General features: G+C 71.9%; 20 protein-coding genes, 1 tRNA gene and 2 pseudogenes. 13 read left to right on the forward strand and 10 right to left on the reverse strand.

Features of this window, described 5'->3' with window-relative positions; translation table 11 throughout:
- The first annotated feature begins 18 nt into the window (after positions 1-18).
- The 3 genes from ACZ4MF_RS26230 to ACZ4MF_RS26240 are packed head-to-tail and all read left to right on the forward strand — an operon-like array spanning position 19 to position 3,034.
- Positions 19-1,215 carry a GNAT family N-acetyltransferase gene (locus ACZ4MF_RS26230; protein ID WP_467494366.1) on the forward strand — a complete coding sequence of 399 codons (1,197 nt, stop codon included), beginning with the start codon at positions 19-21 and terminating at the stop codon, positions 1,213-1,215.
- Complete coding sequence (locus tag ACZ4MF_RS26235) at positions 1,212-2,495, forward strand: MFS transporter (RefSeq protein WP_467494367.1); 1,284 nt, start codon at positions 1,212-1,214, stop codon at positions 2,493-2,495. Before ACZ4MF_RS26230 ends, ACZ4MF_RS26235 begins: the two co-directional genes overlap by 4 nt.
- A complete protein-coding gene (locus ACZ4MF_RS26240) occupies positions 2,492-3,034 on the forward strand; it encodes an MOSC domain-containing protein (protein WP_467494369.1) in 543 nt (180 codons plus the stop codon). Before ACZ4MF_RS26235 ends, ACZ4MF_RS26240 begins: the two co-directional genes overlap by 4 nt.
- Before the next feature lie 75 nt (positions 3,035-3,109).
- Here the strand turns inward: ACZ4MF_RS26240 and ACZ4MF_RS26245 are convergent, their stop codons facing one another.
- On the reverse strand, positions 3,110-4,420 hold the full coding sequence (locus ACZ4MF_RS26245) for a KamA family radical SAM protein (RefSeq protein ID WP_467494371.1): 1,311 nt from the start codon (positions 4,418-4,420) through the stop codon (positions 3,110-3,112).
- On the reverse strand, positions 4,417-5,703 hold the full coding sequence (locus ACZ4MF_RS26250) for an aspartate aminotransferase family protein (RefSeq protein ID WP_467494372.1): 1,287 nt from the start codon (positions 5,701-5,703) through the stop codon (positions 4,417-4,419). Before ACZ4MF_RS26250 ends, ACZ4MF_RS26245 begins: the two co-directional genes overlap by 4 nt.
- Before the next feature lie 233 nt (positions 5,704-5,936).
- Here ACZ4MF_RS26250 and ACZ4MF_RS26255 point away from each other — a divergent pair, with 233 nt between their 5' ends.
- The 3 genes from ACZ4MF_RS26255 to ACZ4MF_RS26265 all read left to right on the forward strand — a co-directional run bounded on the left by ACZ4MF_RS26255 (position 5,937) and on the right by ACZ4MF_RS26265 (position 9,106).
- Positions 5,937-6,896: a TauD/TfdA family dioxygenase gene (locus ACZ4MF_RS26255; protein WP_467494373.1), complete on the forward strand. Its 960-nt coding sequence runs from the start codon at positions 5,937-5,939 to the stop codon at positions 6,894-6,896.
- Positions 6,897-6,913: 17 nt separating this feature from the next.
- Positions 6,914-8,008, forward strand: a complete 1,095-nt coding sequence (locus tag ACZ4MF_RS26260; protein ID WP_467494374.1) for an alpha-hydroxy acid oxidase — start codon at positions 6,914-6,916, stop codon at positions 8,006-8,008.
- Between the two features lie 102 nt (positions 8,009-8,110).
- The gene (locus ACZ4MF_RS26265; RefSeq protein WP_467494375.1) at positions 8,111-9,106 is read left to right on the forward strand and encodes a DMT family transporter; all 996 of its coding nucleotides are present in this window, start codon (positions 8,111-8,113) and stop codon (positions 9,104-9,106) included.
- Here the strand turns inward: ACZ4MF_RS26265 and ACZ4MF_RS26270 are convergent.
- Together ACZ4MF_RS26270 and ACZ4MF_RS26275 are read right to left on the reverse strand one after the other, a co-directional pair.
- On the reverse strand, positions 9,057-10,025 hold the full coding sequence (locus ACZ4MF_RS26270; protein ID WP_467494376.1) for a PDR/VanB family oxidoreductase: 969 nt from the start codon (positions 10,023-10,025) through the stop codon (positions 9,057-9,059). The two genes, ACZ4MF_RS26265 and ACZ4MF_RS26270, sit on opposite strands and share 50 nt — an antisense overlap.
- A gap of 28 nt (positions 10,026-10,053) precedes the next feature.
- Positions 10,054-11,073, reverse strand: a complete 1,020-nt coding sequence (locus tag ACZ4MF_RS26275) for an aromatic ring-hydroxylating dioxygenase subunit alpha (RefSeq protein ID WP_356029608.1) — start codon at positions 11,071-11,073, stop codon at positions 10,054-10,056.
- 262 nt (positions 11,074-11,335) lie between these two features.
- On the opposite strand from ACZ4MF_RS26275, the gene ACZ4MF_RS26280 reads away from it, so the two are divergent.
- Positions 11,336-12,190 carry a 2-amino-3,7-dideoxy-D-threo-hept-6-ulosonate synthase gene (locus ACZ4MF_RS26280; RefSeq protein WP_467494377.1) on the forward strand — a complete coding sequence of 285 codons (855 nt, stop codon included), beginning with the start codon at positions 11,336-11,338 and terminating at the stop codon, positions 12,188-12,190.
- 23 nt (positions 12,191-12,213) lie between these two features.
- Entirely contained in the window at positions 12,214-13,323 is a 1,110-nt protein-coding gene (locus tag ACZ4MF_RS26285) for a 3-dehydroquinate synthase II family protein (protein ID WP_467494378.1), read from the forward strand.
- Between the two features lie 58 nt (positions 13,324-13,381).
- Here the strand turns inward: ACZ4MF_RS26285 and ACZ4MF_RS26290 are convergent, their stop codons facing one another.
- The gene (locus ACZ4MF_RS26290) at positions 13,382-14,221 is read right to left on the reverse strand and encodes a helix-turn-helix transcriptional regulator (protein WP_356029603.1); all 840 of its coding nucleotides are present in this window, start codon (positions 14,219-14,221) and stop codon (positions 13,382-13,384) included.
- Positions 14,222-14,493: 272 nt separating this feature from the next.
- Between ACZ4MF_RS26290 and ACZ4MF_RS26295 the strand changes: the two genes are divergently transcribed.
- Positions 14,494-15,723, forward strand: coding sequence for an MFS transporter (locus ACZ4MF_RS26295; protein WP_467494380.1), 1,230 nt, complete (start codon positions 14,494-14,496; stop codon positions 15,721-15,723).
- On the opposite strand, the gene ACZ4MF_RS26300 is transcribed toward ACZ4MF_RS26295, so the two are convergent.
- The 3 genes from ACZ4MF_RS26300 to ACZ4MF_RS26310 all read right to left on the reverse strand — a co-directional run bounded on the left by ACZ4MF_RS26300 (position 15,710) and on the right by ACZ4MF_RS26310 (position 18,723).
- Positions 15,710-17,158, reverse strand: a complete 1,449-nt coding sequence (locus tag ACZ4MF_RS26300; protein ID WP_467494381.1) for a purine-cytosine permease family protein — start codon at positions 17,156-17,158, stop codon at positions 15,710-15,712. The two genes, ACZ4MF_RS26295 and ACZ4MF_RS26300, sit on opposite strands and share 14 nt — an antisense overlap.
- A gap of 123 nt (positions 17,159-17,281) precedes the next feature.
- A complete protein-coding gene (locus ACZ4MF_RS26305; protein ID WP_467494382.1) occupies positions 17,282-17,482 on the reverse strand; it encodes a ferredoxin in 201 nt (66 codons plus the stop codon).
- Positions 17,483-17,487: 5 nt separating this feature from the next.
- Entirely contained in the window at positions 17,488-18,723 is a 1,236-nt protein-coding gene (locus tag ACZ4MF_RS26310; RefSeq protein ID WP_467494383.1) for a cytochrome P450, read from the reverse strand.
- Between the two features lie 389 nt (positions 18,724-19,112).
- Here ACZ4MF_RS26310 and ACZ4MF_RS26315 point away from each other — a divergent pair, with 389 nt between their 5' ends.
- A complete protein-coding gene (locus tag ACZ4MF_RS26315) occupies positions 19,113-19,859 on the forward strand; it encodes a TetR/AcrR family transcriptional regulator (RefSeq protein ID WP_467494384.1) in 747 nt (248 codons plus the stop codon).
- 101 nt (positions 19,860-19,960) lie between these two features.
- Positions 19,961-20,341, forward strand: a pseudogene (locus tag ACZ4MF_RS26320) (FAD-dependent oxidoreductase); the annotation flags it as partial.
- A gap of 144 nt (positions 20,342-20,485) precedes the next feature.
- On the opposite strand, the gene ACZ4MF_RS26325 reads toward ACZ4MF_RS26320, so the two are convergent.
- Both ACZ4MF_RS26325 and ACZ4MF_RS26330 read right to left on the reverse strand, forming a co-directional pair.
- Positions 20,486-20,583, reverse strand: a tRNA-Cys gene (locus ACZ4MF_RS26325).
- Between the two features lie 96 nt (positions 20,584-20,679).
- Positions 20,680-21,420 carry a helix-turn-helix domain-containing protein gene (locus ACZ4MF_RS26330; protein ID WP_467494385.1) on the reverse strand — a complete coding sequence of 247 codons (741 nt, stop codon included), beginning with the start codon at positions 21,418-21,420 and terminating at the stop codon, positions 20,680-20,682.
- Positions 21,421-21,642: 222 nt separating this feature from the next.
- Between ACZ4MF_RS26330 and ACZ4MF_RS26335 the strand changes: the two genes are divergently transcribed.
- Together ACZ4MF_RS26335 and ACZ4MF_RS26340 are read left to right on the forward strand one after the other, a co-directional pair.
- Positions 21,643-22,311, forward strand: a complete 669-nt coding sequence (locus ACZ4MF_RS26335) for a DUF4097 family beta strand repeat-containing protein (RefSeq protein WP_356029586.1) — start codon at positions 21,643-21,645, stop codon at positions 22,309-22,311.
- A gap of 31 nt (positions 22,312-22,342) precedes the next feature.
- Positions 22,343-22,452 (forward strand): annotated as a pseudogene (locus tag ACZ4MF_RS26340) (ABC transporter); the annotation flags it as partial.

Below are 22,452 nucleotides of genomic sequence, written 5' to 3' on the forward strand. Positions count from 1 at the left end.
GGCGCGGTGGAGGGCACCATGGCCACGACGGTGAGGACGCCGCGACCGGCGGGCTTCGGCTCCCCGACCGAGGGAGTGGGCACCGAGGAGTGGGACCGGCTGGCCGGCGACCACTTCTACGCCGCCAGCGGATGGCTGGACTTCTGCGTCCACGATCCCGGCGGGCGCACGCTCACCGGCAACGTGCACACCCGGCTGTCCGACGGCGGCACCGCGGCCGTTCCGGTCACGGCCGTCTGGGAGGAGAACAACGGGTTCTACCAGTGGGGCCGGCTGCTGGAGCGGGCCGGCCTGCCCGCGGTGCCCACACAGGGCCTGCTCGTCGGCCCGCACCGCGGCTACCAGACGAACCTGCTGGTCAGCGAGGGCGCGGACCGGGTCGAAGCGGCCGGGGCCCTGCTGGACGAACTCGCCGATCTGCGGCTGCGGACCGCCGAGGAGCGGCTGTTCGACGACGCTCCGCACCACGGGATCCCGACGTACGCCATGTTCCTGGACAGCACCGACGTACGGGCCCTGCGCGCGGCCGGAGTGCGCGCCGAGCCCGTCCTGTGCGCCGCCGACGCGTGGATCCGCACCGAGGGCGAGGACTTCGGCGGCTGGATGCGCACGCTGCCGTCCAAGCGGCGCGGCGAGCTGATCCGCCGGGACCTGCGGCGTTTCGACGACGCCGGCTACCACTTCATGGAGAAGCCGCTGGCCGAGTGCTGGCAGGAGGCGGCCCTGATGTCCCAGGGCACGCAGGCCCGTTACGGGCAGCCCGCGGACGTGGGCGTGCTCGCCGAGTCACTGCGGGTCCAGGCCGAGGCGATGGGCGACGCCGCGCGCGTGCTGATGTGCGCCCGGGACGGCGAACCCCCGGTCGGCTTCCTGCTGTTCTACCGCTGGGGCGACGCGACGTTCCTGAAGGGCGCCGGATTCCACTACGACCGGCTGGTGGGCGCCGCGGAGTACTTCAACCTCGTGTACTACGAGCCGATCCGCGACGCGCTGCGCGCCGGCCGGCGCCGGCTGCACGCCGGGATCGCCTCCACCGACACCAAGGCGATGCGCGGTGCCGAGGTCCGCCCCCTGTGGATGCTCGACGTGTTCGGCGACGGCACCGGCAACGACGTGATCCGCGCGTACAACGCGGCGCAGCTGCGCGAACTCACCGAATCCTCCACGGCGGTGGCCAAGGCGGTGGTCGAGGACGACTGGATGGAGTTCTGTTGAGTTCCCGTCTGCTGATCAACCGGGACTACGGCCGCTTCTGGCTGAGCCAGGTGCTCACCAGCGTCGCGTCGAAGAGCATGACGATGGTCTTCCCGCTGCTGGCCACCCTCTCGTTCGCGGCCTCGCCCTTCGAGGTGGGCGTGGTCGCGGCCGCCCAGTACGTGCCCGTGCTGGTGGTGACCCTGTTCGTCGGGGTCTGGCTGGACCGCCGGCCGAGGCGCCCCACGCTGCTGTTCACCGACGTCGCGGGCGGGGTGGCGCTGCTGGTCGTGCCGGTGCTCAGCGGTCTCGACGCCTTCCGCCTCGGCGTGCTGTACGCGGTCGCCTTCGGGTTCGGCTCGCTGGTCGCGATCGCCGAGGTCTGCGCGCAGGCCTATCTGCCGAGCCTGGTCCCCGAGTCCGACCTGGTCGCCGCGATCGGGCGGCTCGAAGCGGTGTTCACGCTGGTCGTGGTCGCCGCGCCGGGCCTCGGCGGCCTGCTCATGAACTGGCTGGGCGGCTCCGGCGCGGTGCTGACGGGCGCGGTGCTCTATCTGATCGCCGCGCTGGTCCTGATGACCGTGACCCGGCGCGAGCCGCCGGTCGCCGTATCGCAGACGCGCGAGCGTGTGGCCGGCGAGATCGCGGCGGGAGCGCGGTTCCTGCTCTCGGTGCCCCTGCTGCGCACGCTGATCGGGCAGGCGGCGCTGTTCAACTTCTTCGAGCAGGCCATGCTGACCCTCTACACCGTGTATGCGGCCTCCGTCGTCGGCATCACGCCCGCGCTGCTCGGCCTGACCGTGACGCTCGGCGCCATCGGCTCCATGCTCGGCGCGGTCGCCGCCGCGCAGGCCGAACGCAGATGGGGGCTCAAGCGCGTCGTGGTGGCCGGCATGGCGATCGCGTCGGTCGCGCCGGTGCTGATCCCCCTCGCCGCGGACCCGGGCGCGCTCACCGTGACGGTCTGGTCGGTCTCCTTCGTGCTGTACGGCTTCGGCCTGACCGTCTACAACGTCTTCAGCACCTCCACGCGCCAGCGCCTCACCCCGGACCGCCTGCGCGGCCGGGTCGCGGCGACCACCCGGCTCGTCGCCTACGGCCCGCTCAGCGCCGGCACCCTGCTCGGCGGCACCCTCGGCTCGCTGTTCGGCACCCGCACCGGCCTGTGGATCGCGGTGGCCCTGCTGGCGGCCTCGTTCCTGCACTTCGTCGTGGCGATACGGCGCACCACGATTCCCGACATGACAAGGACTGGGCTCATGGCCGACCACGGCCACCGACGAGGGGGTGTCGAGGCATGAGCGCGAGAGTGACGGCGGTCAGCAGCAACGGGGAGCACTCGTTCACCAAGCCGAACCGGGAGAGCGTCAGACTGCTCGCGGGGCTCGGTGTGGAGGGGGACGCGCACGCCGGTGTGACGGTCAGGCACCGCGCGCGCGTCGAGCAGGATCCCACCCGGCCGAACCTGCGCCAGGTCCACCTCCTGCACGAGGAACTCTTCGACGAGGTCGGCGAAGCGGGGTTCAAGGTGGCGCCCGGCGAACTCGGCGAGAACATCACCACGCGCGGCATCGATCTGCTCGCTCTGCCGGTCGGGACACTGCTGCGCATCGGCGACCGCGCGGTCGTGGAAGTCACCGGCCTGCGCAACCCCTGCCTGCAGATCGACGAGTTCCAGGACGGGCTGCTGAAGCAGGTCGTCGGCCGCGACGAGGCGGGGAACGTCGTGCGCAGGACCGGAATCATGAGCATCGTGCGCGAGAGCGGTGTGGTGCGCCCCGGCGACCCGATCGAGGTCGAACTTCCCCCCGGTCCGCACCGCCCCCTGGACCGGGTCTGACCGGCGTCCCACGGGGGCAGCGGCGACGTGACAGCCCGGGCCGGACGGCCCGGGCTGTCACGTCGCCCGCACCGCTCAGCCTTCCGTCTGCCAGAACCACGGCTCGTCGAAGGCGGGTTTGAGGTCGTCGAACCACACCGCGTGCTCGTCGAACTTCGCGAAGAACGGCCGTGCCACCCAGCCGGGATCGCGTGCCTGCAGAAACCGGCAGCAGAACGTGTCCTGGCCGGCGATCCGGACGACGCCGTCGATGACCACCTTGCCGGGCGAGGCGGACATCACCGGCCCGCGCGCGGTGCGCTCCAGCCCGGAGACCGAGGAGATCGCGTCGCGGTAGACGGACACCGCCCGGTGCAGCGGCACCTCGAAGTACTGGCTGGCGCCGGTGTCCCGCTCCACGAACATGTAGTAGGGCACCACACCGAGGCCGGTCATCGTCCGCCACATCCGCGCCCACACCGACGGGTCGTCATTGACGTGCCGTACCAGGGGCGCCTGCGCCCGGATGACCGCGCCGGTCTCCCGGATGCGCCGTACGGCCCGCCGGCAGGCCTCGGTCTCCAGCTCGTGGGGGTGGGAGAAGTGCGCCATCACGGCAATGTGCTTGCCCAGCGCGGTGGCTCGCTCCAGGAGCCGCAGCAGCTCGTCCGCGTCGTCGTCGGTGGTGAACCGGTACGGCCAGTAGGACAGCGCCTTGGTGCCGAAGCGGATGTTGCGGATGTGCTCGAAGCGGGGGTCCATGAGCGGGGTGAGGTAGGCCCGCAGCCGCTCGGTGGACATGATCATCGGATCCCCGCCGGTGAACAGCACGTCCGAGACCTCGGGGTGTCCCGCGAGGTAACCGAGCGCCTGCTCCGGCCCGGACACGGCCTGCTTCAGTTCCGGGACGCCGATGAACTGGGCCCAGCGGAAGCAGTATCCGCAGTAGGCGTGGCAGGTCTGGCCCTGTCCGGGGAAGACCAGCACGGTCTCCCGGTACTTGTGCTGCAGGCCGCCCAGCGCCCCGTCCTCCCCCTGGGGCACATTGGCCTGCAGCTGGTCTCCGGGATGCGGATTGAGCCGCAGCCGCGCCCGGTCGACCGCCGCGCGCAGTTCCTCCCGGCCGGCGTTCCGGTCGATCAGCGCGGCGACCTCGTCGTAGACCGGCTCCGGCAGCATGCCGCGGTCCGGGAAGGTGAGCCGGTAGAGGGGATCGTCCGGCGCCCGGTCCCAGTCGATCAGCTCGTCGAGGACGTAGTTGTTGACCTTGAACGGCAGGACCGAGCTGACCACCTCGATGTCCCGGCGGACGTCGGCGCCCAGCCGCTGCACCTGCGGCAGCCCGGCCAGCCGCGCTCCGGGAACCGCCCGCATCCGCATGCGCGACGTGCCGGCCTTGACGGTCATGCCCGCTCCTTCGTCCGGCCCGCGTGCGCGGACCCGGTGGCCGCGAGGACGGCACGGGACAGCGCGCGCAGCGCCTCGTCGACCTGGTCGTCGCTCACCGTCAGCGCGGGCAGCAGGCGCAGCACGTTGCGCAGCGGTCCGCCGATCTGGAGCAGCAGCCCCTGGGAGATGGCCTCCTGCTGGACGCGGAGCGCCCGGGCGGAGTCCGGCCGCCCCTGGGCGTCGGAGAACTCCCAGCCGAGCATGAGCCCGAGTCCGCGGACGTCACCGGTGATGCCGTGGTCGGCCGCGATGCGTGCGAGGCCCTCGGCGAGGGTGCGGCCCTGGCGGGCCGCGTTCGCCACCAGCTCCTCCTGGTCGATGACGTCCAGGGTGGCGAGCGCGGCGGCGCACGCCACCGCGTTGCCGCCGTACGTCCCGCCCTGGGAGCCCGCGGGCGCCGCGAGCATCAGCTTCTCCGAGGTGGCCATCACGGAGAGCGGGAGTCCGCTGGTCATGCCCTTGGCGGCGACCAGGATGTCCGGCTCCACACCGAAGTGCTGGTGTCCCCAGAACCGTCCGGTGCGGCCGAACCCGGTCTGTACCTCGTCCATCACCAGCAGGAAGCCGTGGCGGTCGGCGCGCTCGCGCAGGCCCTGCAGGAAGGCGGTGTTGGCCGGGACGAACCCGCCCTCGCCCAGCACCGGTTCCACGATGAGGGCCGCGGTGTCCTCGGGGGCGGTCACCGTCGCCAGGAGGAAGTCGAGTTCCTGGAGGGCGAACCGGGTGGCAACGTCCTCGCTCCAGCCGTACCGGTAGGCGGCCGGGAACGGCGCGATGTGCACCCCGCTCATCAGCGGCGCGTAGCCCGTACGGAACCGGGGGCTCGACGTGGTCAGCGAGGCGGCGCCCACCGTGCGGCCGTGGAAGCCGCCGTGGAACACGATGACGTTGGGACGCCCCGTGGCCTGCCGGGCCAGCCGCAGCGCCGACTCCATGGCCTCACTGCCGGAGTTGGCGAAGAACAGGGACTGCAGGGGTGCCGGAAGCACCTGTCCCAGCCGCTCGCACAGGTCGAGCAGCGGACGGTGCCGGACCGTCACGTACTGACCGTGGATCAGCTTGCCGGCCTGCCGCGCGATCGCGCTCACCACCGCGGGGTGGCAGTGTCCCGTGCTGGTGACCCCGATGCCCGCGGTGAAGTCCAGATACCGCTGTCCGTCCTCCCCGTACACGTCGAGCCCTCTGGCATGGCTGACGGTCACCGGAGTCGCCTGTTTGAGAACGGGTGATAAGCGTGCCATGGCCTTCCCCTCCGCGTCGGCGCACCCCTGTGGCGCCCCGCCGCCAGCCGACGGTAGTCAGACCGATCACAAAAGGCAACCGGACAGTCGGTTTTTATCTGGTTGACAAAACCACATGGTCGGTTTTCAAATTGGGGGCGGCCAGCACGTCGCTTTCACACCAGCGGCATGGCACCAGGAGCACCAGTGGTCGATCACCTGCCGGTCAGAGCAGGGGAATTGCGAGGGGTCCGATGACTGCGCCGTTACTGGAACTCACCGATCGAGAACGCTCCGCCCTGTGGGACCGTGCCGAACGGATCGTGCACCGAGGTCCCGAGGCCGTCGGCGCCGACGCCCTGCCCGAGCGGGTACGGCAGGCGGTGCTGCGCTTCGGCGAGGACTCGGGCCGGACGGGCTTCATGCTGCTGCGCGGCCTGGAGATCGGCCGGCTCCCGCCCACCCACTCCGGCGGCGAACCCGCGACCCTGCCGGGCCACGGCACGGCCGGCCTGGGCATGATCATCGCCGAGACGCTCGGCACCATGATCGGTTACGCCGACGAGAAGAACGGCGAACTGGTCCACAACGTGCAGCCGCTGCCCGGCGAGGAGACGCGGATCGAAGGCTCCGGATCGGTGGCCTTCGACTTCCACATCGAGAACGTCCACCACGCGCTGCGCCCGGACTTCATCGGCCTGATCTGTCTGCGCCAGGACCACGACAAGGTCGCCGCGACCCGCATCGCCTCCATCCGGGAAGCCGTCGAGCTGCTCAAACCGGAGACGCTGGACGCGCTGCGCCAGTGCCGGTTCTACAGCAACTACCCGGGCTCCTTCACCCGGGACAGCACCGTGGAACCCGCGCCGGCCGGCCCCCACCCGGTCGTCTTCGGCGGCGCCGACAAGCCGTTCATGCGCTTCAACTCGCACAACACGGTCTCCCTCGGCAAGGCGGGCCGCGTCGCACTGCGCGCGCTGGCCGAGGCGCTGGAGGAGGTCTGCCACGAGGTGATCATGCAGCCGGGCGACTGCGCCCTGCTGGACAACCACGTCGCGGCGCACGGACGGTCGGCGTTCACCCCCCGCTACGACGGACAGGACCGGTGGCTGCGCCGGTTCTACTCCATCGGCTCCCTTCCCCGCCCGGTGCTGCAGATGATGGACGGATCACGCGTCATCCCGCCGATCCCGGCCATCGACGGCATCTGGTGAACCGACAGGAGACACCGGTGACCGAACTCGACGCGCTGCTCTCGCTCGCCGACTTCGAGCAGCGGTGGATGGCCGAGGCGGACCGGCCCATCGCCCAGTACGTGGCGGGCGGGGCCGGTTCGGACGGCGTGGTCGCGGCCAACACGGCCGCCTTCGGCGAGGTGTGGCTGCAGCCGCGAGGACTGCACGACGGTCCGCACGCACTCGACACGTCGGTCACGGTGCTGGGCCACACCCTCGCCATGCCCCTCCTGCTCGCCCCCACGAGCCCGCAGCGGCTGGTGCATCCGGACGCCGAACTGGCCACCGCGCGCGCGGCGGTCCGCCACGGCCTGCTCTCGATCGTCAGCACCGACTCGCACTTCCCCTACGCCGACATCGCACGGGCGGCGCCGGGACGCACCTGGTTCCAGCTGTTCCCCTACCGCTCCCGCACCGACGTCGAGGCCACCCTGGCGTACGCCGAGGAGTGCGGGGCCTCGGCCATCGTGATCACCGTCGACGCGTCGTTCGCGGCACGCCGGCTGACCACCCTGCGCGCCGGGTACCGGCTGCCCCCGGGAGTCGACTACGGCACCCTGCGCACGCTGGGCATCCTGCGGGGCGACCCGCCGGTCAGCGGACGGCACGAGAAACTCCCCGTCACCTGGGCCGACCTGGAGTGGATCCGCGGCCGGACCCGGCTGCCGCTGCTGGTCAAGGGCGTGCTGCGGCCGGCCGACGTCCGGCGCTGTGTCGACCTGGGCATGGACGCGACCATCGTCTCCAACCACGGCGGCCGCCAGCTGGACGGCGTCGTACCCGCCCTGTTCGCCCTCCGCTCGGTCGTCGAAGCCGTACCGGACGACCATCCGGTGCTGCTCGACGGCGGCGTCCGGTCCGGGACCGACCTCGCGAAGGCGATCGCGCTCGGCGCACGGGCCGTGTGCATCGGCAGGCCCTATCTGTGGGGCCTCGGACTCGGCGGCCGGCAGGGGGTGGAGCGCGTACTGGCCCTCCTGCGGGCCGAGTTCGACGACGCCCTGCTGCAACTGGGCATCGACACCGTCGACAAGCTGGACGACACCTTCGTGACCACGGCCCGCCGGCTCACCTCCGTGGCCGCCGGCTGACCCGGCCCACGCGGGCGACGAAGCACACACGGACGAGAAGGCGAAGGACACGACAGCGCGGTGGCGGCTCCGAAGCAACACGGCGGTACATCCCCGTCTCCCGTGCGCGCCCCCGGCGGGCACGGGAGCGGCGGAATCCTCCCCGGTATCGCCCTGGCGGTCGGGGCCGCCGTCGCGATGGGCGGCGCGGCCCCCGCGCTGAAGGCCCTGGGCGCCGCCGGTCTGTCGGCGGTCAACATCATCCAGGCCCGGGCGGTCGTGGGCGCCGCGCTGCTCCTGCTCATCGCCGCGGCCGTGCACCGCGGCCGTCTGCGGATCAGGGTCCGCGACTGGTGGCTGGTCCTGCTGTACGGCACGGTCAGCCTCGCCCTGAACCAGGTCGCCTTCACCATGGCCCTGACCCGGCTCCCCGTGGGCATCGCACTGCTGGTGGAGTACCTGTCCCCGGTGCTGGTCGCCCTCTGGGTGCGGCTCGTGCAGCGAAAGCGGCTCTCCGGCCTGGTGTGGGTGGGCATCGCCCTCACCCTCGCCGGTCTCGCGCTGACCGGGCGCATCTGGTCCTCCGGCGGCGGCCTCGACCGGGCCGGCCTGGCGCTGGCCCTGCTGGCCGCGCTGACCCTGGCCGGGCGTTTCCTGCTCGCCGAACGGGGCCTGCGCGTCTACGAACCGCTCGTGATGTCGGCATGGGGCACCGCCGTGGGCGCCGCCGCCCTCACCCTCGTGGGCCTGTTCGAACCCTTCCCCTTCGACGCGCTCCGCCGCGAGACCGCGCTGAGCGGCTGGTCCCTTCCGGTGTGGGCGCTGGTGATCTGGGTGGGCGTGATCGGCATGGCCGGCGGGCTGGCGCTCGGTGTCGCGGCGCAGCGCCGGCTGCCGCCGACCTCGGCCAGCCTGATGCTCACCCTGGAGGTGGTGGCCGGAGCCGTCCTCGCCTACCTGGTGCTCGGCGAGGTGCTGACACCGCCGCAGCTGGCCGGATCCCTGCTGATGCTCCTCGGCATCGTGCTGGCCCAACTGGCCGCCCTGCGGCGCCGGCCGGGCGGCCGGCTCACAGGTCCAGCACCAGACGGGGGCCGCGGGAGCGGGAGACGCAGATGAGCATCAGGTCGCCGGCCGCGCGCTCCTCCTCGGTCAGGAGGCTGTCGCGATGTTCCGGGGTGCCGCCCAGCACGGTGGTCTCACAGGTGCCGCAGGTGCCCTCCTCGCACGAGGCCAGCACCGCCACCCCCGCGTCCCGCACCGCCCTGAGCAGCGAGGTGCCGGCGGGCACGAGGACCGACCTGCCGCTGCGCCGCAGCACGGCCTCGAAGCTGGTGTCCGCTCCCGCCCGCACGGCGCCGGGAGCCGCGGCGGCGGTGAACCGCTCGGTGTGCAGCGTCAGCCGGGGCAGGGCGGCACAGCGCTCCCGCACGGCTTCCAGCAGCGGCTCGGGACCGCAGGCGTAGACCCGCGCGCCCGCCGGCGCCTCGGAGAGCAGTCCGGCGATGTCGAGCAGTCCGCACTCGTCCTGCGGCACGACCGTGACGCGGTCGCCGTAGACCGCGAGTTCGGGCAGGAACGCCATGGACGCCCTGGTCCGGCCGCCGTAGGCCAGCCGCCAGCGGACGCCGTCGCGCTCGGCCGCGGCGAGCATGGGCAGCAGCGGGGTGATGCCGATGCCGCCCGCGATGAACAGCAGGTCGTCGGCGGGCAGCAGGGGGAACCGGTTGCGGGGGCCGGTGGCCCGCAGCCGCATGTGCACCTCGGCCTTGTCGTGCAGCTCCGCCGACCCGCCGCGCCCGTCGGGCTCGCGCAGGACGGCGATGCGCCAGGTGCCGGGCCGCTCGCCCCGGCCGCACAGCGAGTACGGGCGTACGAGCCCGGACGGCAGCAGCAGATCGACATGGGCTCCGGGCGCCGCGGCGGGCAGTGCGCCGCCGTCGGCGGCCGCCAGCTCCAGGCCCAGTACGCCCGCGGCGAGTTCGGTCCGCTCGCTGATCAGGACGTCGAACGTGTCGTCGAACGTGTTGTCGGCCATTCGCCCTCCGGGACTCCTCGCGGACCGGTTACCGGCTGATCTTGCGGATCATCTCGCGCGCCGCGAGGCCGCCCGCGTCGATCGCGACGCTCAGCTCCTGCGTCCCCGGCGGCTCGCTGGCCACGACCTGCTCCAGGACGGTCAGGGCGTCCAGGTCCTGCTGCACCACTTCCTGGTTCATCGTCAGCAGCGCCTGGCCGACGGACGCGTCGTCCAGGGCGAAGTCGCGGACCACGGCCCAGAAGTCCCAGGTGCTGTGCTCGGTCTCGGGGGTGAGCCCGTGCAGGATCTTCACGTGCGCGCCGCCCTCGTCGCCGTTCGGGCCGACCGGTGTGCCGTGCGGGGCGACCCGGACGTTGTTCACCCAGAACGCCGGCGGCTGGAAGTACACGTCCTGCCAGCGGTCGATCGGCGTGGTGTACCCGGTGGTCTTCTCGTAGAAGGGCGGGCACGCCACGGCCTCCATGTGGCGGGAGAACTCGATCCGGTCGCGCTCCTGGTCGACGCGGGTGGTGAACGGGGTGCGGGCGATCTCCGGCGTGCCGATCAGGCCGGCGTGCAGATACGTCTCGTGGGACAGGTCCATGAGGTTGTCCACCAGCAGGCCGTAGCGGAACGGCGAGTGCGCCATGTCCTCGACCGACGCCCACGCGGGGTCGTCCAGCCAGTGCGCGTCCGGCACCAGGTCCGGGTCGGCCTTGCTCTGGTCGCCGATCCAGATCCAGATCCACCGGTCGCGCTCCACCAGCTGGTACCGCGGCACCCGCGCGGTGCGCGGCACCCGGTCCTGGCCCGGTACGAAGGTGCAGGTACCGGAGCAGTCGAAGACGAAGCCGTGGTAGCCGCACTCGATGGAGTCGTCCTGGAGCCGGCCCAGCGACAGCGGGTAGCGGCGGTGCACACAGCGGTCCGCGAGGGCCACGGGCGCTCCGTCACGGCCGCGGTAGAGCACGACCGGCTCGCCGCATATCGTCCGGCCGAGCAGTTCCCGGCCCACCTCCCTGCTCCAGGCGGCCACATACCAGTAGTTCTGCGGAAACGCACTCATCGAGCACTCCTGAAATATCGGTGGGCGCAATTCGGCGGCCACCAACAATACGTGCGACAAGCACCCTGTCAATCGAGTCCCGGTACTCTACTCGGCCTTGTGGATTGCGACTTGACATTCCCGAATCATTACGACTTCCTTAAGTGACGTCCCGTCGATCAGGCACCTTCCTGCCCGCAGTTCCGGGGCGTTCTCCCAACCATCTGTCACCGCGACGGCCTCCATGCGCCACGTGGTCGCATCCGGCGTGAGAGGAATCCCCATGGAAGTGGTCCACCACTCCTCCGGAAAGAGCCTGCGGCTGAGCCGCCTCATCAATCCGGTCTCCGGCCGGACCTTCGTGGTGCCTCTCGACCACTCGGTCGCCGACGGCCCGGTCGCCTCCGCGCCCGCCTTTCGTGACATCGCCCGCGCGGTGTCCCGCAACGGCGGCGACGCGTTGCTGGTCCACAAGGGCCGCATCCGGTTCCTGCCGGGCGACGTCCTGCGCGGCACGGCCCTCGTGGTCCACCTCAACGGCATCACCCGGCACGCCCCCGACGCCAACGCCAAGGTCCGCCTCGCCGAGGTCGAGGAGGCCCTGGAGCGGGGGGCCGACGCGGTCAGCATCCACATCAACATGGGCTCCGACACCGAGGCCGAGCAGCTGGGCGACCTGGCCCGGGCCGCCGACGGCTGCAGCCGCTGGGGTCTGCCGCTGATCGCCATGGTCTATCCGCGCGGGCCCCGGGTGAGCGACCCGACCGACCCCGAGCTGGTGGCGCACGCCGCGAGCCTCGCCGCCGACATCGGCGCGGACATCGCGAAAGTCCCCTACACCGGCTCACCGGTCACGATGGCCGAGGTCGTCCGCAGTTGCCCGATCGGCGTCATCACCGCCGGCGGTGCCCCGCTGGGCGACCGGCAGCTGACCCGGACCGTCGGCGAGGTCGTCGCCTCCGGCGCGCTCGGCGTGGCCATGGGCCGCAACGTATGGGCCTCGCCCGACGTCGCGGCCTCCGTGCGCCTGGTCGCCGACGCCCTGCACCAGCCGGCCGCGGCCCGCGCCGGCGACAGCGCTCCCGCCCCCGCCGCACCGGTACGCCCCGCACCCCTGCCCGAGCCAGTCCAGATCTGACCGACCATGCCGAGGAGTTCGCAGTGAAGCTCACCTGGATCGACGTCCGCGGTCTGAAGGACATCGCCACCCCCGTGATCGAGGAGGCCGTGCACGTCGGCGTGGACGGGTTCGTCTCCGACGACCCCGAACTGCTCGCCTCGATCCCGCCGAGCAAGCGCAGAGTCGGCCTGATACTCCCCGACACCCCGAAGCCCGCGGCCGAGAAGCTGGCCCAGACCGCCGACCTCCTGATCGTCGACCACACCCTGGCCGGGCAGTACGAACCCGCCTCGCCCGACGCGGAGAAGGGCGTGTTCGTCACCGTCACCGGCGAGGAGTCGCTCGACGTGGCCTGCACGGTGGCGGCGAGCGCCGCCTGGACGGTGGTGGAGTTCCAGCAGGACCCCAGCAAGATTCCCCTGGAGATCCTGCTCGGTGCCACGGACAAGGCCGAGGGCAAGCTGGTCACCGTGGTGACCGACCTGGAGGACGCCGAGATCACCCTCACCGTGCTGGAGCGCGGGCCCGAGGGCGTCCTGCTGCGGCCCGCCGCGGTGGGCGAGGCGACCGCGCTCACCGACATCTGCCGGGAGAGCACCGAGCAGCTCCAGCTGGAGGAGCTGACGGTGACCCGGCTGGCCCATGTGGGCCTGGGCGACCGGGTGTGCGTGGACACCTGCACCCACTTCCGGCAGAACGAGGGGATCCTGGTCGGCTCGCACGCCACGGGCATGATCCTGGTGAGCAGCGAGACCCACCCGCTGCCGTACATGCCGACCCGCCCGTTCCGGGTGAACGCGGCCGCGCTGCACTCCTACAGCCTCACGCCGGCCAACCGCACCCGCTACCTCGCCGAACTGCGCTCCGGCTCCGAGCTGCTGGCCGTGGACACCGACGGCAGGACCCGGCGGGTCGTGGTCGGCCGGATCAAGATGGAGAGCCGCCCGATGCTGCTGATCGAGGCGGAGTCGCCCTCGGGCGCCACGGTGAACGTGATCGCCCAGGACGACTGGCATGTGCGGGTGCTCGGCCCCGGCGGCAGCGTCCACAACATCACCGAGCTGAAGCCGGGCGACGTCATCCTCGGCTACGCACTCACCGACCAGCGCCATGTCGGCTACCCGATCCGGGAGTTCCTGCACGAGCAGTGACCCGGCCCGCGCCCCGGCCCCCTCGACCGTACGACCGGCCGAGGGGGCCTTCGCCGTCTCAGCTCAGCCGGAGGAGCGCGTCCTTCGTCGCCTCGTCGGCCGGGAAGCGGGCCAGCAGATGGATGCGCGGGTCGTCCGCGGCGATCAGCTTCGACTGGCGCAGGGTGAGCCGGCCGGCCCTCGGGTGCGCGAAGTGCTTGTGCACGGTCCGGTAGTCGGCGACGTCGTGCCGCTGCCAGTGCCGGGCGAAGTCCGGGGTGTGGGCCAGCAGATCGGCCACCACCGCCGCGTAGCGGGGGTCCGCGGGCTCCTCGTCGGCGCGCATCCGGAACTGGGCGAGCACCTGGGTGGCCTGGGCCTCCCAGTCCGTCATCAGCGAACGCGCGGGCGGCCAGCCGAAGATGACCCACAGCATGTTGCGGCGCGCGGCCGGCAGTGCGCCGAAGTCCGTGAAGAGCGCCGCCTCCGCCCGGTTCCAGGCCACGACGTCCCAGTGGTGGTCCAGCAGTACCGCCGGGTTGGGCTGCAGGGCGTCCAGCATGGCTTCGAGCTGCTCGTCGCGTACGGGGCAGCCGCGCACCTCGCCGAGGTCCGGGGGCAGTTCGTCACTGAGCCGGTACAGGTGCCGGATCTCCGGTGCGGAGAGTCTCAGGGCTCGCGCGAGCGAGGCGAGAACCTGACGCGAGACCTTGATGTCCCGGCCCTGTTCCAGCCACGTGTACCAGCTCAGGCTCACCCCGGCGAGCGAGGCGACCTCCTCGCGGCGCAGCCCGGGAGTCCGGCGGCGCGAGAAGTCGGAGATTCCCACTTCGTCGGGTGACAGGCGCTCGCGCCGTGACCTCACGAACGCCCCGAGCGTACGGCGGCCGGTGTCGCCGGAATCCGTCATGGCTGCCATCGGCACAGGTTAACAGCCGCACGCCGGCCGTCCCGGAATGCCCGGCGCCGACCCCATTCGACTCGGCCACGGCGCAATGGGGCCATGAACGCCATTCCGTATTGCCGTGAAAAGCGCTCCGCACTTGTTCAAGTGTTCTTTATGGGCGGTTGAACGGACGCGGCGGCGTACGCGGTCACGAGCCTGTGAGTTTTTGTCTCCTGGCTGTCCGCCCGCCGGCGGCCGACGCTTGTGTCGGATCACCTGTTCGCGTTCCGTGGAAAGGCCCTGCGATGTCCCACGACGTTCAGCCCGAGACGACCGGAGCCGCCCTGCCGCCGAGCGCGCGGGCCGACTCGCCACCGAAGCCGCAGACCGCGGCGCGGGTGCCACCGGCACTCGCCGTGGCCTGCTTCCTCAGCAACTTCGACCGATTCGCCATCACGCCCCTGCTGCTGGCCATCGCCACCGGATTCCATGTCCGGCTCGGCCAGGTCGTGCTGGTCGCGAGCGGCTACTTCTTCGCGTACGGGTGCGCCCAGCCGGTGTGGGGCATGCTGTCCGACCGCTACGGGCGCATGCGGGTCATCCGCTTCACGCTGTGCGCCGCGGTGGTGTGCGGGCTGGCGTCCGCGGCCGCCCCGACCCTGACCGTGCTCGTGGTCCTCAGGATCGTCACCGGAGCGTTCTTCGGGGCGGTGGTCCCCGCCTCCCTGACGTACGTCGGCGACACCGTCCCCGCGGCCGTACGCCAACGGGCCCTGTCGGACCTGCAAGTGGCCCTCGCCATCGGCACCGCGGCCGCCACCCTGGTCGCCGGCGCGGTGGCCGCCCTGTTCAGCTGGCGCGTGATGCTCGCGCTGTCCGCCGTCCTGGCCGCGATCACGGTCGTCGGCATGCGCGGCCTGTCCGAGTCCCGTACCGACGCCACCCTGCGGCGGCCGGCCGAACAGCTCGCCTCGGTGCTGCGGCTGCGCTGGTCCTGGCTGGTCATGGCCTTCGGCCTGGTCGAGGGCGCGGTGCTGCTGGGCTGCTTCACCTTCCTGGCTCCCGCCCTGGAGGACCGGGGGATCGGCGCGCTGGGCGCGGGCGGCGTGACCGCCCTCTACGGCGCGGGCACCCTGGGCTTCTCCCGGCTGCTGAAGCGGGTGGCGATGCGCCCGGCGTGGTCGCTGCTGGCCGCGGGCGGCGTGATGATGGCGGGCGGCTTCCTCGTCGCCTCCGCCGGTCTGAACGTGTGGGGGATCGGCGCGGCCGCGATCCTGCTGGGCGGCGGCTGGTCCTTCTTCCACTCCTCGCTGCAGAACTGGGCCACCACGCTGGTGCCCGCGGCCCGCGGCACCGCGGTCGCGCTGTTCGTGGCCTCCCTGTTCGTCGGCAGCGCGATCGGCTCGGGCCTCGGCGGACCGCTCGCCCAGCACGGCCACTACCAGCAGCTGTTCCTCCTCGCGGCCGCCACGGCCGTACCCCTGACCGTGCTCGCCGCCTGGCTGCGCACCCGGTACACGCCTAGCGGCTCCTGACCTCCACCGGCCGCGGCACCGCAGACTCCAGGGCACCGTCCTTTCCCCCGGGGACGGTGCCCTGGTCACGCCTGGCGACGAGCCGGTACACGAGGGCCGGCAGCACCAGGCCCACGATCCACGAGACGTCCGCGCCGCCGAGCCGGGAGACCAGCGGCCCGGTGTACAACTCGCTGGACAGGAACGGAAGTTGTGCCAGGACGCCGATCGTGTAGGTGGTCAGTGCCCGTACGTTCCACGCGCCGTAGCGGCCGCGGGGGTCGGCCAGCGCCGCGATGTCGTACCGCTCCCTGGACAGCAGATAGAAGTCGACCAGGTTGATCGCGCTCCAGGGCGTGAAGAAGATCAGCAGGAACAGCAGGAAGGTCGAGAACGACTCCAGGAAGTGCCCCCGTCCCAGCAGCGCCAGGGCCGTGCCGGTGAGCATGATGGCGCCGACGTACAGGGCCCGGGCGCGGGGACCGACCGGGCCGAGCCGGCGGAAGCCGCTGATCCCGGTGATCACGCTCATGAAGCCGCCGTAGGTGTTGAGCACGTTGACCGTCAGCTTCCCGAAGGCGACGGCGAAGTACAGCAGCAGGGTGACGGCCGCCGAGCCGCCCATGCCGACGACGCGCCCGACCTCGTCGCCGTCCCCGCCGCCGTGCCAGGCGGCCGCCAGCGCCCCGAAGCCCATGGACCACTGCGCGCCGAGCACACTGCCGCCCAGCGTCGCCCAGAACACCGAGCGCGGCCGGGTCTCGCGCGGCAGATAGCGGGAGGAGTCCGCGACGTACGGGCCGAATCCCAGCTGCCACGAGGCGGACAGGGACATGGCCAGCAGGAACAGCGGCGCCGAGAAGTGGTGCGCGGCCAGGATCGTCCCCAGCGGCGTGGCGTGCGCCATCCGCACGCCCAGGTAGAGGAAGGCGACGGCGCCCACCGCCGCCGCGATCTTTCCGACCCGGTGGATCATCCGGTAGCCGACCGCCGCCGTCACCGCGGTGGCCACGGCGAAGACGACGATGCCGGCCGTCTCGCCGGTGTGCGCGAGGTGGCCCACGGCCTGCCCGGCGAGCACGCTGCCGCTCGCGAAGAACCCGATGTACATCGTGACCGAGCAGACCAGCGGCACCACCGCGCCCCGCACCCCGAACTGGGCCCGGGAGGAGATCATCTGCGGCAGCCCGAGCCGCGGCCCCTGGGCGGCGTGCAACGCCATGACCGTCCCGCCGAGCAGATTGCCCGCCAGCAGCGCCACCAGGGACCACAGTGCGTCGAGCCCGAACACCACGGCAAGCGATCCGGTCACCACCGCGCTGATCTGCAGATTGGCGGCGAACCAGAGCGAGAAAAGACTGGACGGCCTGCCGTGCCGCTCGCTGTCGGGTATGAAATCGATGGAGTGCCGCTCGACGATCCCACCTGGCCGGTGTGTCTTTTCATCCCTCGGCATGAAAATCTCCACAGCAGAATTCCGGCGAATAGTGAGCGCCATGATGGCCATGTCCGCGAAACGAATGTCAAGAACGGCCGACGCTCAACTCACCACTGCCGAGGGATGTTTCGGCGACCGCTTTCAGTCCGTGCCGTGCAACGACACCGCGCTCACCGGGCAGGCCCGCACCGCCTCCCTGACCATCGGGTGGTCCGCGGCGGCCGCCTCGCGGCCGGGGAGGATCTCGCTGAACCCGTCGTCGTCCTGGGTGAACACGTCCGGCGCCGTCAGCGCGCACATGCCCGCGCCCACGCACCGCTCCCTGTCGACCTGGATCCGCATGGCGCTCACCACTGCACGGGCAGTTCGAGCAGCCCCGCGATCGTCGAGTTCGCGGGCTTGGGGCGGATCTCCTCGGGCGGGACGGCGAGCCGGAGATCGGGCAGCCGCTCGAAGAGGGAGCCCAGCGCGATCTCCAGTTCCATGCGTGCGAGATTCTGGCCGAGGCACTGGTGGGCCCCGAAGCCGAACGCCAGATGGTGGCGCGCGGAACGGTCCCAGTCGAGGCCTTCCGGCTGCGGGAAGAACCCGCCGTCCCGGTTGATGAGCGCGGTCATGAAGATCACGCCCTCGCCGGCCCGGATCGTCCGGCCGGCCACCTCGATGTCCTCGGCCGCCACCCGCAGGATCCAGTTCGAGACCGACAGATACCGCAGCAGCTCCTCCACCACGACGGTCCTCGACGTCTCACCGGACCGCAGCGCCGCCAGCTGCTCGGGATGGCTCAGCAGCGTCAGCACGCCGAGCGAGACCATGTTGGCCGTCGTCTCGTGCCCCGCCGCGAGGAGCAGCTCCGCGAGCCCGACCAGTTCCTCGCGGTCCAGGGGGCCCTCCGGGGTGTCCACGCGGATCAGCTCGTCGATCAGCCCCTCGCCCGGCTCGCCGCGCTTGCGGTCGACCAACTCGCCCAGGTACCGCTCCAGTTCCGCCCTGGCGGCGGCGACCTCTTCCACCGTCTCGCCGGACAGCAGCCGCTGGGAGCACTCCTCGAAGAACTCGTGGTCGCCGTACGGCACGCCCAGCAGGGTGCAGATCACCATGGACGGCATCGGCAGGGCGAAGGCGGGGACCAGGTCCGCGGGGGAGCCCTGGCGCTCCATCGTGTCGAGCAGTTGGTCCACGATCTGCTGGATGCGCGGGCGCAGTGAGGCGTTCCGCTTCAGTGTGAAGTGCGGGATCAGCAGGCGGCGCTGGGCGTTGTGCTCGGGGTCGTCGACCGCGATCAGCTTCACACCGCGCGACCTGACCTTGGCGAACTGCTCGGACGGCGCCGGGAATCCGGGCCTGGCGCGGTCGGAGGACAGGCGCGGGTCGGCGAGCAGGTCGCGGGCCAGCCCGTGCCCGGTCACGGCCCAGGCCGCCCGTCCGTCCCAGAGCGTGACCCGGCCGAGCGGATGGGACGCGTGCAGCGGGGCGTAGCCGGCGGGCGGCTGGTAGGGGCAGCCGCGGGGTTGCGGGAAGGGGACGGGAGCGTCGAGGCCGCCGGGGTCCTGAATCCCCGGGTTCGTCGCGGAGTGCGTCATGGGTTCGGTTCGCCTCACAATTGCTTGGTCGTGGGGGGTGGAGTCCGTGATTCCGTGCTTCCTCGATATGTGATGCTCGGTGCACCCATCCGGCACACCGGAAAAATCAGCCAGTCCGTACGGACACGGGACGGGGCCGGAATCGACGGCGGATCTCCAACGGGAATCCAGCGAATTTCCGGCGGGGGTCCAGCGAATTTCCAGAAAGAATCCGGACGGGGTCGGCACGGACCGCCGGCCGGCGCGGGAGCCGCACACGCGGGTGCCTGATGCCGGACGTACGGGACCGCTGATGCGCCGATGTGCTTACGACATATACAGTTGACGGGCGGGGGCAACGGGAGTCGCGCGAGCAGACGTCGAGGCGCGCACGTCGAAAGGGAGGGCCCATGGCCGGCCGGAACGCCAGGGAGCAGCACAGGCAGCGCGACCCGCGAGCGAGCCTCGCCCTGCTGTGGGGCGAGCAGGGGCCGCCCACCCGGGGCCCCAAGCCGAGCCTCACCCCGCAGCGGATCGCCGCCGCCGCCGTCGAACTCGCGGACACGGACGGGCTGGACGCCCTCTCCATGAACAAGGTCGCCGCGGGCTTCGGTCTCTCCGCGATGGCCCTGTACCGGTACGTCCCCGGCAGGACCGAACTCGTCGAGCTGATGGTGGAGTCGGCGCTGGCGGCGGCCCCCGACGCGGCCGTGGCGCCGGACGGCGACTGGCGGGCCGCCGTACGCGAGTGGACCCGCCGGTGCGCCCGCGTCTACGCGGCCCACCCCTGGCTGCTCACCGCCACCGCGATGCGCCGGCAGCGGATGGGCCCGAACCAACTGAGCTGGCTCGAAGCGGCACTTGCCGCCCTGGAACCCACCGGCCTCGGCGCCGCCCAGCGCCACCAGGTCTTCCTGCTGCTGATCGGGCTCGTCCGCAACCTCGCGCAGCAGCAGGGCGACCACGACGAGGAGCAGGACCGGGAGTGGAACCGGCTCACCGCCGAGCTGCTCGCCCGGCACGCCGACCGCTACCCGGCGCTGACCAGGGCTATCGCCGAAGGCGCCTTCGGCCCCGACGACGACACCGACCCCCTGGAATTCGGCCTCGACCGGATCGTCGACGCCGTCGACGCCCTGATCGGCTCCCGCACCTGACCGACCCCCGGCCTCGCTCCCGGGTACCGGATCCCGCCCCTATGCCGCACGTCACATCCGAGCCGCCTGCTTGCGTCTGGTGGGCATCGGCTGACGAGACGATGAGCCCACGGCAGGAGCGCGCGAGGGCGACCACGCGCCGCGTGGTGATCCTGGGGGCCGGGTGCGCGGGCCTGGCGGCGGCCGTCCGGCTCGCGTCCCGGACCGGGGGACGCGGGGGAGGGGCGGCGGCCGAGATCACCGTGGTGATCGCGCAGGACCGGTTCACCGGACGCATGCGGCCGCACATGACGGCGACCGCGCAGCCGGCAGCCGAGCTGGACATCCCGGAGCTGCTGGAGGGCACGGGCGCGCGGTTCGTGCGCGGCTGGGTGACGGCGGTGGACGCCGGGGCACGGACCGTGCGCATCGACGACGACCGGGTCCTGCACTACGACACGCTGGTGTACGGACCCGGCAGCGCGGCGGACACGTCGGCGGTGCTGGCTCAGCCGCCGGCTCTACGGCGACCAGACGGCCGAGCCGACCGGGCAGGAGATGCGGCAGGCCCTGGACCACTTCGCCCACACGGCGGACGGTCGCCGGGCGCCGCCCGCCCGGCGCGACGCGGCCGGGCCCCCGGTGTGTGGCGGAGAGGGCAGGATTTGAACCTGCGTGGACCTGGTGTGGGTCCGACCTCGGGCTGCTGCCCCGGTCCCCGATAAGCCGCTCCGGGCACCTCTCCTCGCTCCCGGCCCCCGCGGTGTCCCGCGGTGCCGTTCACGAGTACGACGATGCCAGGCCCGGCTGACGCGGCGCTGACACACGCCCTTCGGCACGCTCACCCCGCCGTGCTGGCGTCCGGGGCCGTCCCGGATTTCGTGTGGAGGACTTCGCGGGCCTGGTCCGCGGCGCGGGCGAGGCTCTCGGAGACGAAGTCGAGGAAGCGGCCGATGTTCTCCAGGCGGACGGCGGCCGGGGTGCCGGGGACAAGGATGTCCACGCCCTGGCGTGCGGTCTCGGCGACCTGGGCGGTGGAGCGGACGCTGGACATCATGGACTGGTACCAGACGTCGTCGTCGATGGCGTAGCGCTCGCGGCGGCGTTCGTCGCGGTCCCGGCGGACGAGGTCCTGACTCTCCAGGAACGCGATCGCCTTGGAGATGGACGCCGGGCTGACCTGGAGGCGCTGGACGAGTTCGGATGCGGTGAGGCTGCCCGCGTCGCTGGTGCAGAGGCAGGCCATCACCCGGGCCATCATCTTGGGCGTGCCCGAGGCCATGAAGACGGTGGTGAGCGTCTCCTCGTACTCGCGCACCGCCGCGGCGTCGCGCCCATGGGGCTGCGGGGGCGTCGTCGTGTCGCGGGGCGTGGCCGGCTTGCGCCGGTGGGCGCGGCGCTCGGTGGCGCGGTGGGCGAGGTCGGCGCGGTAGGCGGTGGGGCCGCCGTTGCGCATGACCTCGCGGGTGACGGTCGAGGTGGGGCGGTCGAGGCGGCGGGCGATCTCGGCGTAGGCGAGGCCGTCGGCCAGGCCCAGCGCGATCTGCTGGCGTTCGGGCTGCGTGAGCCTGCCTCCGGGCATCGCGGTCTCCTTCGTGTTCCTCGGTGTTGCCACTCTAGCGTTCACCTCCATTCCATTGCAACGCAACGGGTGAACTGCATTGCGTTGCCGTTCAGGCCACTGCAACGATTTATCGGCCTCTACCTGCGAAAATGTCATTCATGCGCAACGAACTTGTTGTCTCATCCTTGAACGCAACGTAGCGTTTCTCATGTCAGAAACGACGAGCCCAAGGAGCCCACCATGCAGAAGTTCGCCACCCCCGCCCCGATCTCCGCCGTCCTCGACATCCCCGCCGGACGCATCCAGTTCATCGCCGCCGACCGCGGTGACACCACGGTCGAGGTCCTGCCCGCGAACCCCGGCAAGAGCCGTGACGTGAGGACGGCGGAGCAGATCGAGGTCGCCTTCCGCGAGGGCGTCCTGCGCATCACGACCCCGCAGGCGAAGAACCGGCTCCTCGGTCACTCCGGATCCGTCGAGGTGACCGTCAAACTGCCCGCCGGCTCGCGCATCGAGGCGAAGGCGGAGGCCGCCGAGTTCCGGGGCGTCGGACGGCTCGGCGACGTCGCCTTCACGGGCGGCTACCGCTCGGTCAAGGTCGACGAGGCCGCGAGCGCCCGCCTCAGCTCGCACGACGGCGACGTCTCGGTCGGCCGCCTGACCGGCCCCGCGGAGATCAGCACCCAGCGCGGCGACATCCAGGTCGCCGAGGCAGCGCGCGGCGCGGTCACGCTGAGCACCCAGCAGGGCGACATCTCGGTCGGCGCCGCCCGCGGCGTCTCCGCCTCGCTGGACGCCGGCACCAGCTACGGCCGGATCCACAACGCGCTCAAGAACGCCGACGGCACCGCCGGCCTGAACATCCACGCGACCACCTCGCACGGCGACATCACCGCCCGCAGCCTGTGAACCCGCAGCTCGCAACAAGGGGGAACTCCTCATGACCGACCTGGCCATCGCGGCGCACGGGCTGCGCAAGTCCTACGGGGACAAGACCGTCCTCGACGGCATCGACCTCCGGGTGCCCGCCGGCACGATCTTCTCTCTCCT

The sequence above is a fragment of the Streptomyces sp. NPDC025793 genome (genome assembly GCF_055558375.1).

Bases quoted from the DNA above. Each gene is read 5' to 3' on its own strand.
- ACZ4MF_RS26230 (WP_467494366.1), top strand. From the start codon at position 19: ATGGCCACGACGGTGAGGACGCCGCGACCGGCGGGCTTCGGCTCCCCG.
- ACZ4MF_RS26240 (WP_467494369.1), top strand. From the start codon at position 2,492: ATGAGCGCGAGAGTGACGGCGGTCAGCAGCAACGGGGAGCACTCGTTC.
- ACZ4MF_RS26245 (WP_467494371.1), bottom strand. From the start codon at position 4,420: ATGACCGTCAAGGCCGGCACGTCGCGCATGCGGATGCGGGCGGTTCCC.
- ACZ4MF_RS26250 (WP_467494372.1), bottom strand. From the start codon at position 5,703: ATGGCACGCTTATCACCCGTTCTCAAACAGGCGACTCCGGTGACCGTC.
- ACZ4MF_RS26255 (WP_467494373.1), top strand. From the start codon at position 5,937: ATGACTGCGCCGTTACTGGAACTCACCGATCGAGAACGCTCCGCCCTG.
- ACZ4MF_RS26270 (WP_467494376.1), bottom strand. From the start codon at position 10,025: ATGGCCGACAACACGTTCGACGACACGTTCGACGTCCTGATCAGCGAG.
- ACZ4MF_RS26275 (WP_356029608.1), bottom strand. From the start codon at position 11,073: ATGAGTGCGTTTCCGCAGAACTACTGGTATGTGGCCGCCTGGAGCAGG.
- ACZ4MF_RS26280 (WP_467494377.1), top strand. From the start codon at position 11,336: ATGGAAGTGGTCCACCACTCCTCCGGAAAGAGCCTGCGGCTGAGCCGC.
- ACZ4MF_RS26290 (WP_356029603.1), bottom strand. From the start codon at position 14,221: ATGGCAGCCATGACGGATTCCGGCGACACCGGCCGCCGTACGCTCGGG.
- ACZ4MF_RS26295 (WP_467494380.1), top strand. From the start codon at position 14,494: ATGTCCCACGACGTTCAGCCCGAGACGACCGGAGCCGCCCTGCCGCCG.
- ACZ4MF_RS26300 (WP_467494381.1), bottom strand. From the start codon at position 17,158: ATGCCGAGGGATGAAAAGACACACCGGCCAGGTGGGATCGTCGAGCGG.
- ACZ4MF_RS26305 (WP_467494382.1), bottom strand. From the start codon at position 17,482: ATGCGGATCCAGGTCGACAGGGAGCGGTGCGTGGGCGCGGGCATGTGC.
- ACZ4MF_RS26310 (WP_467494383.1), bottom strand. From the start codon at position 18,723: ATGACGCACTCCGCGACGAACCCGGGGATTCAGGACCCCGGCGGCCTC.
- ACZ4MF_RS26315 (WP_467494384.1), top strand. From the start codon at position 19,113: ATGGCCGGCCGGAACGCCAGGGAGCAGCACAGGCAGCGCGACCCGCGA.
- ACZ4MF_RS26330 (WP_467494385.1), bottom strand. From the start codon at position 21,420: ATGCCCGGAGGCAGGCTCACGCAGCCCGAACGCCAGCAGATCGCGCTG.
- ACZ4MF_RS26335 (WP_356029586.1), top strand. From the start codon at position 21,643: ATGCAGAAGTTCGCCACCCCCGCCCCGATCTCCGCCGTCCTCGACATC.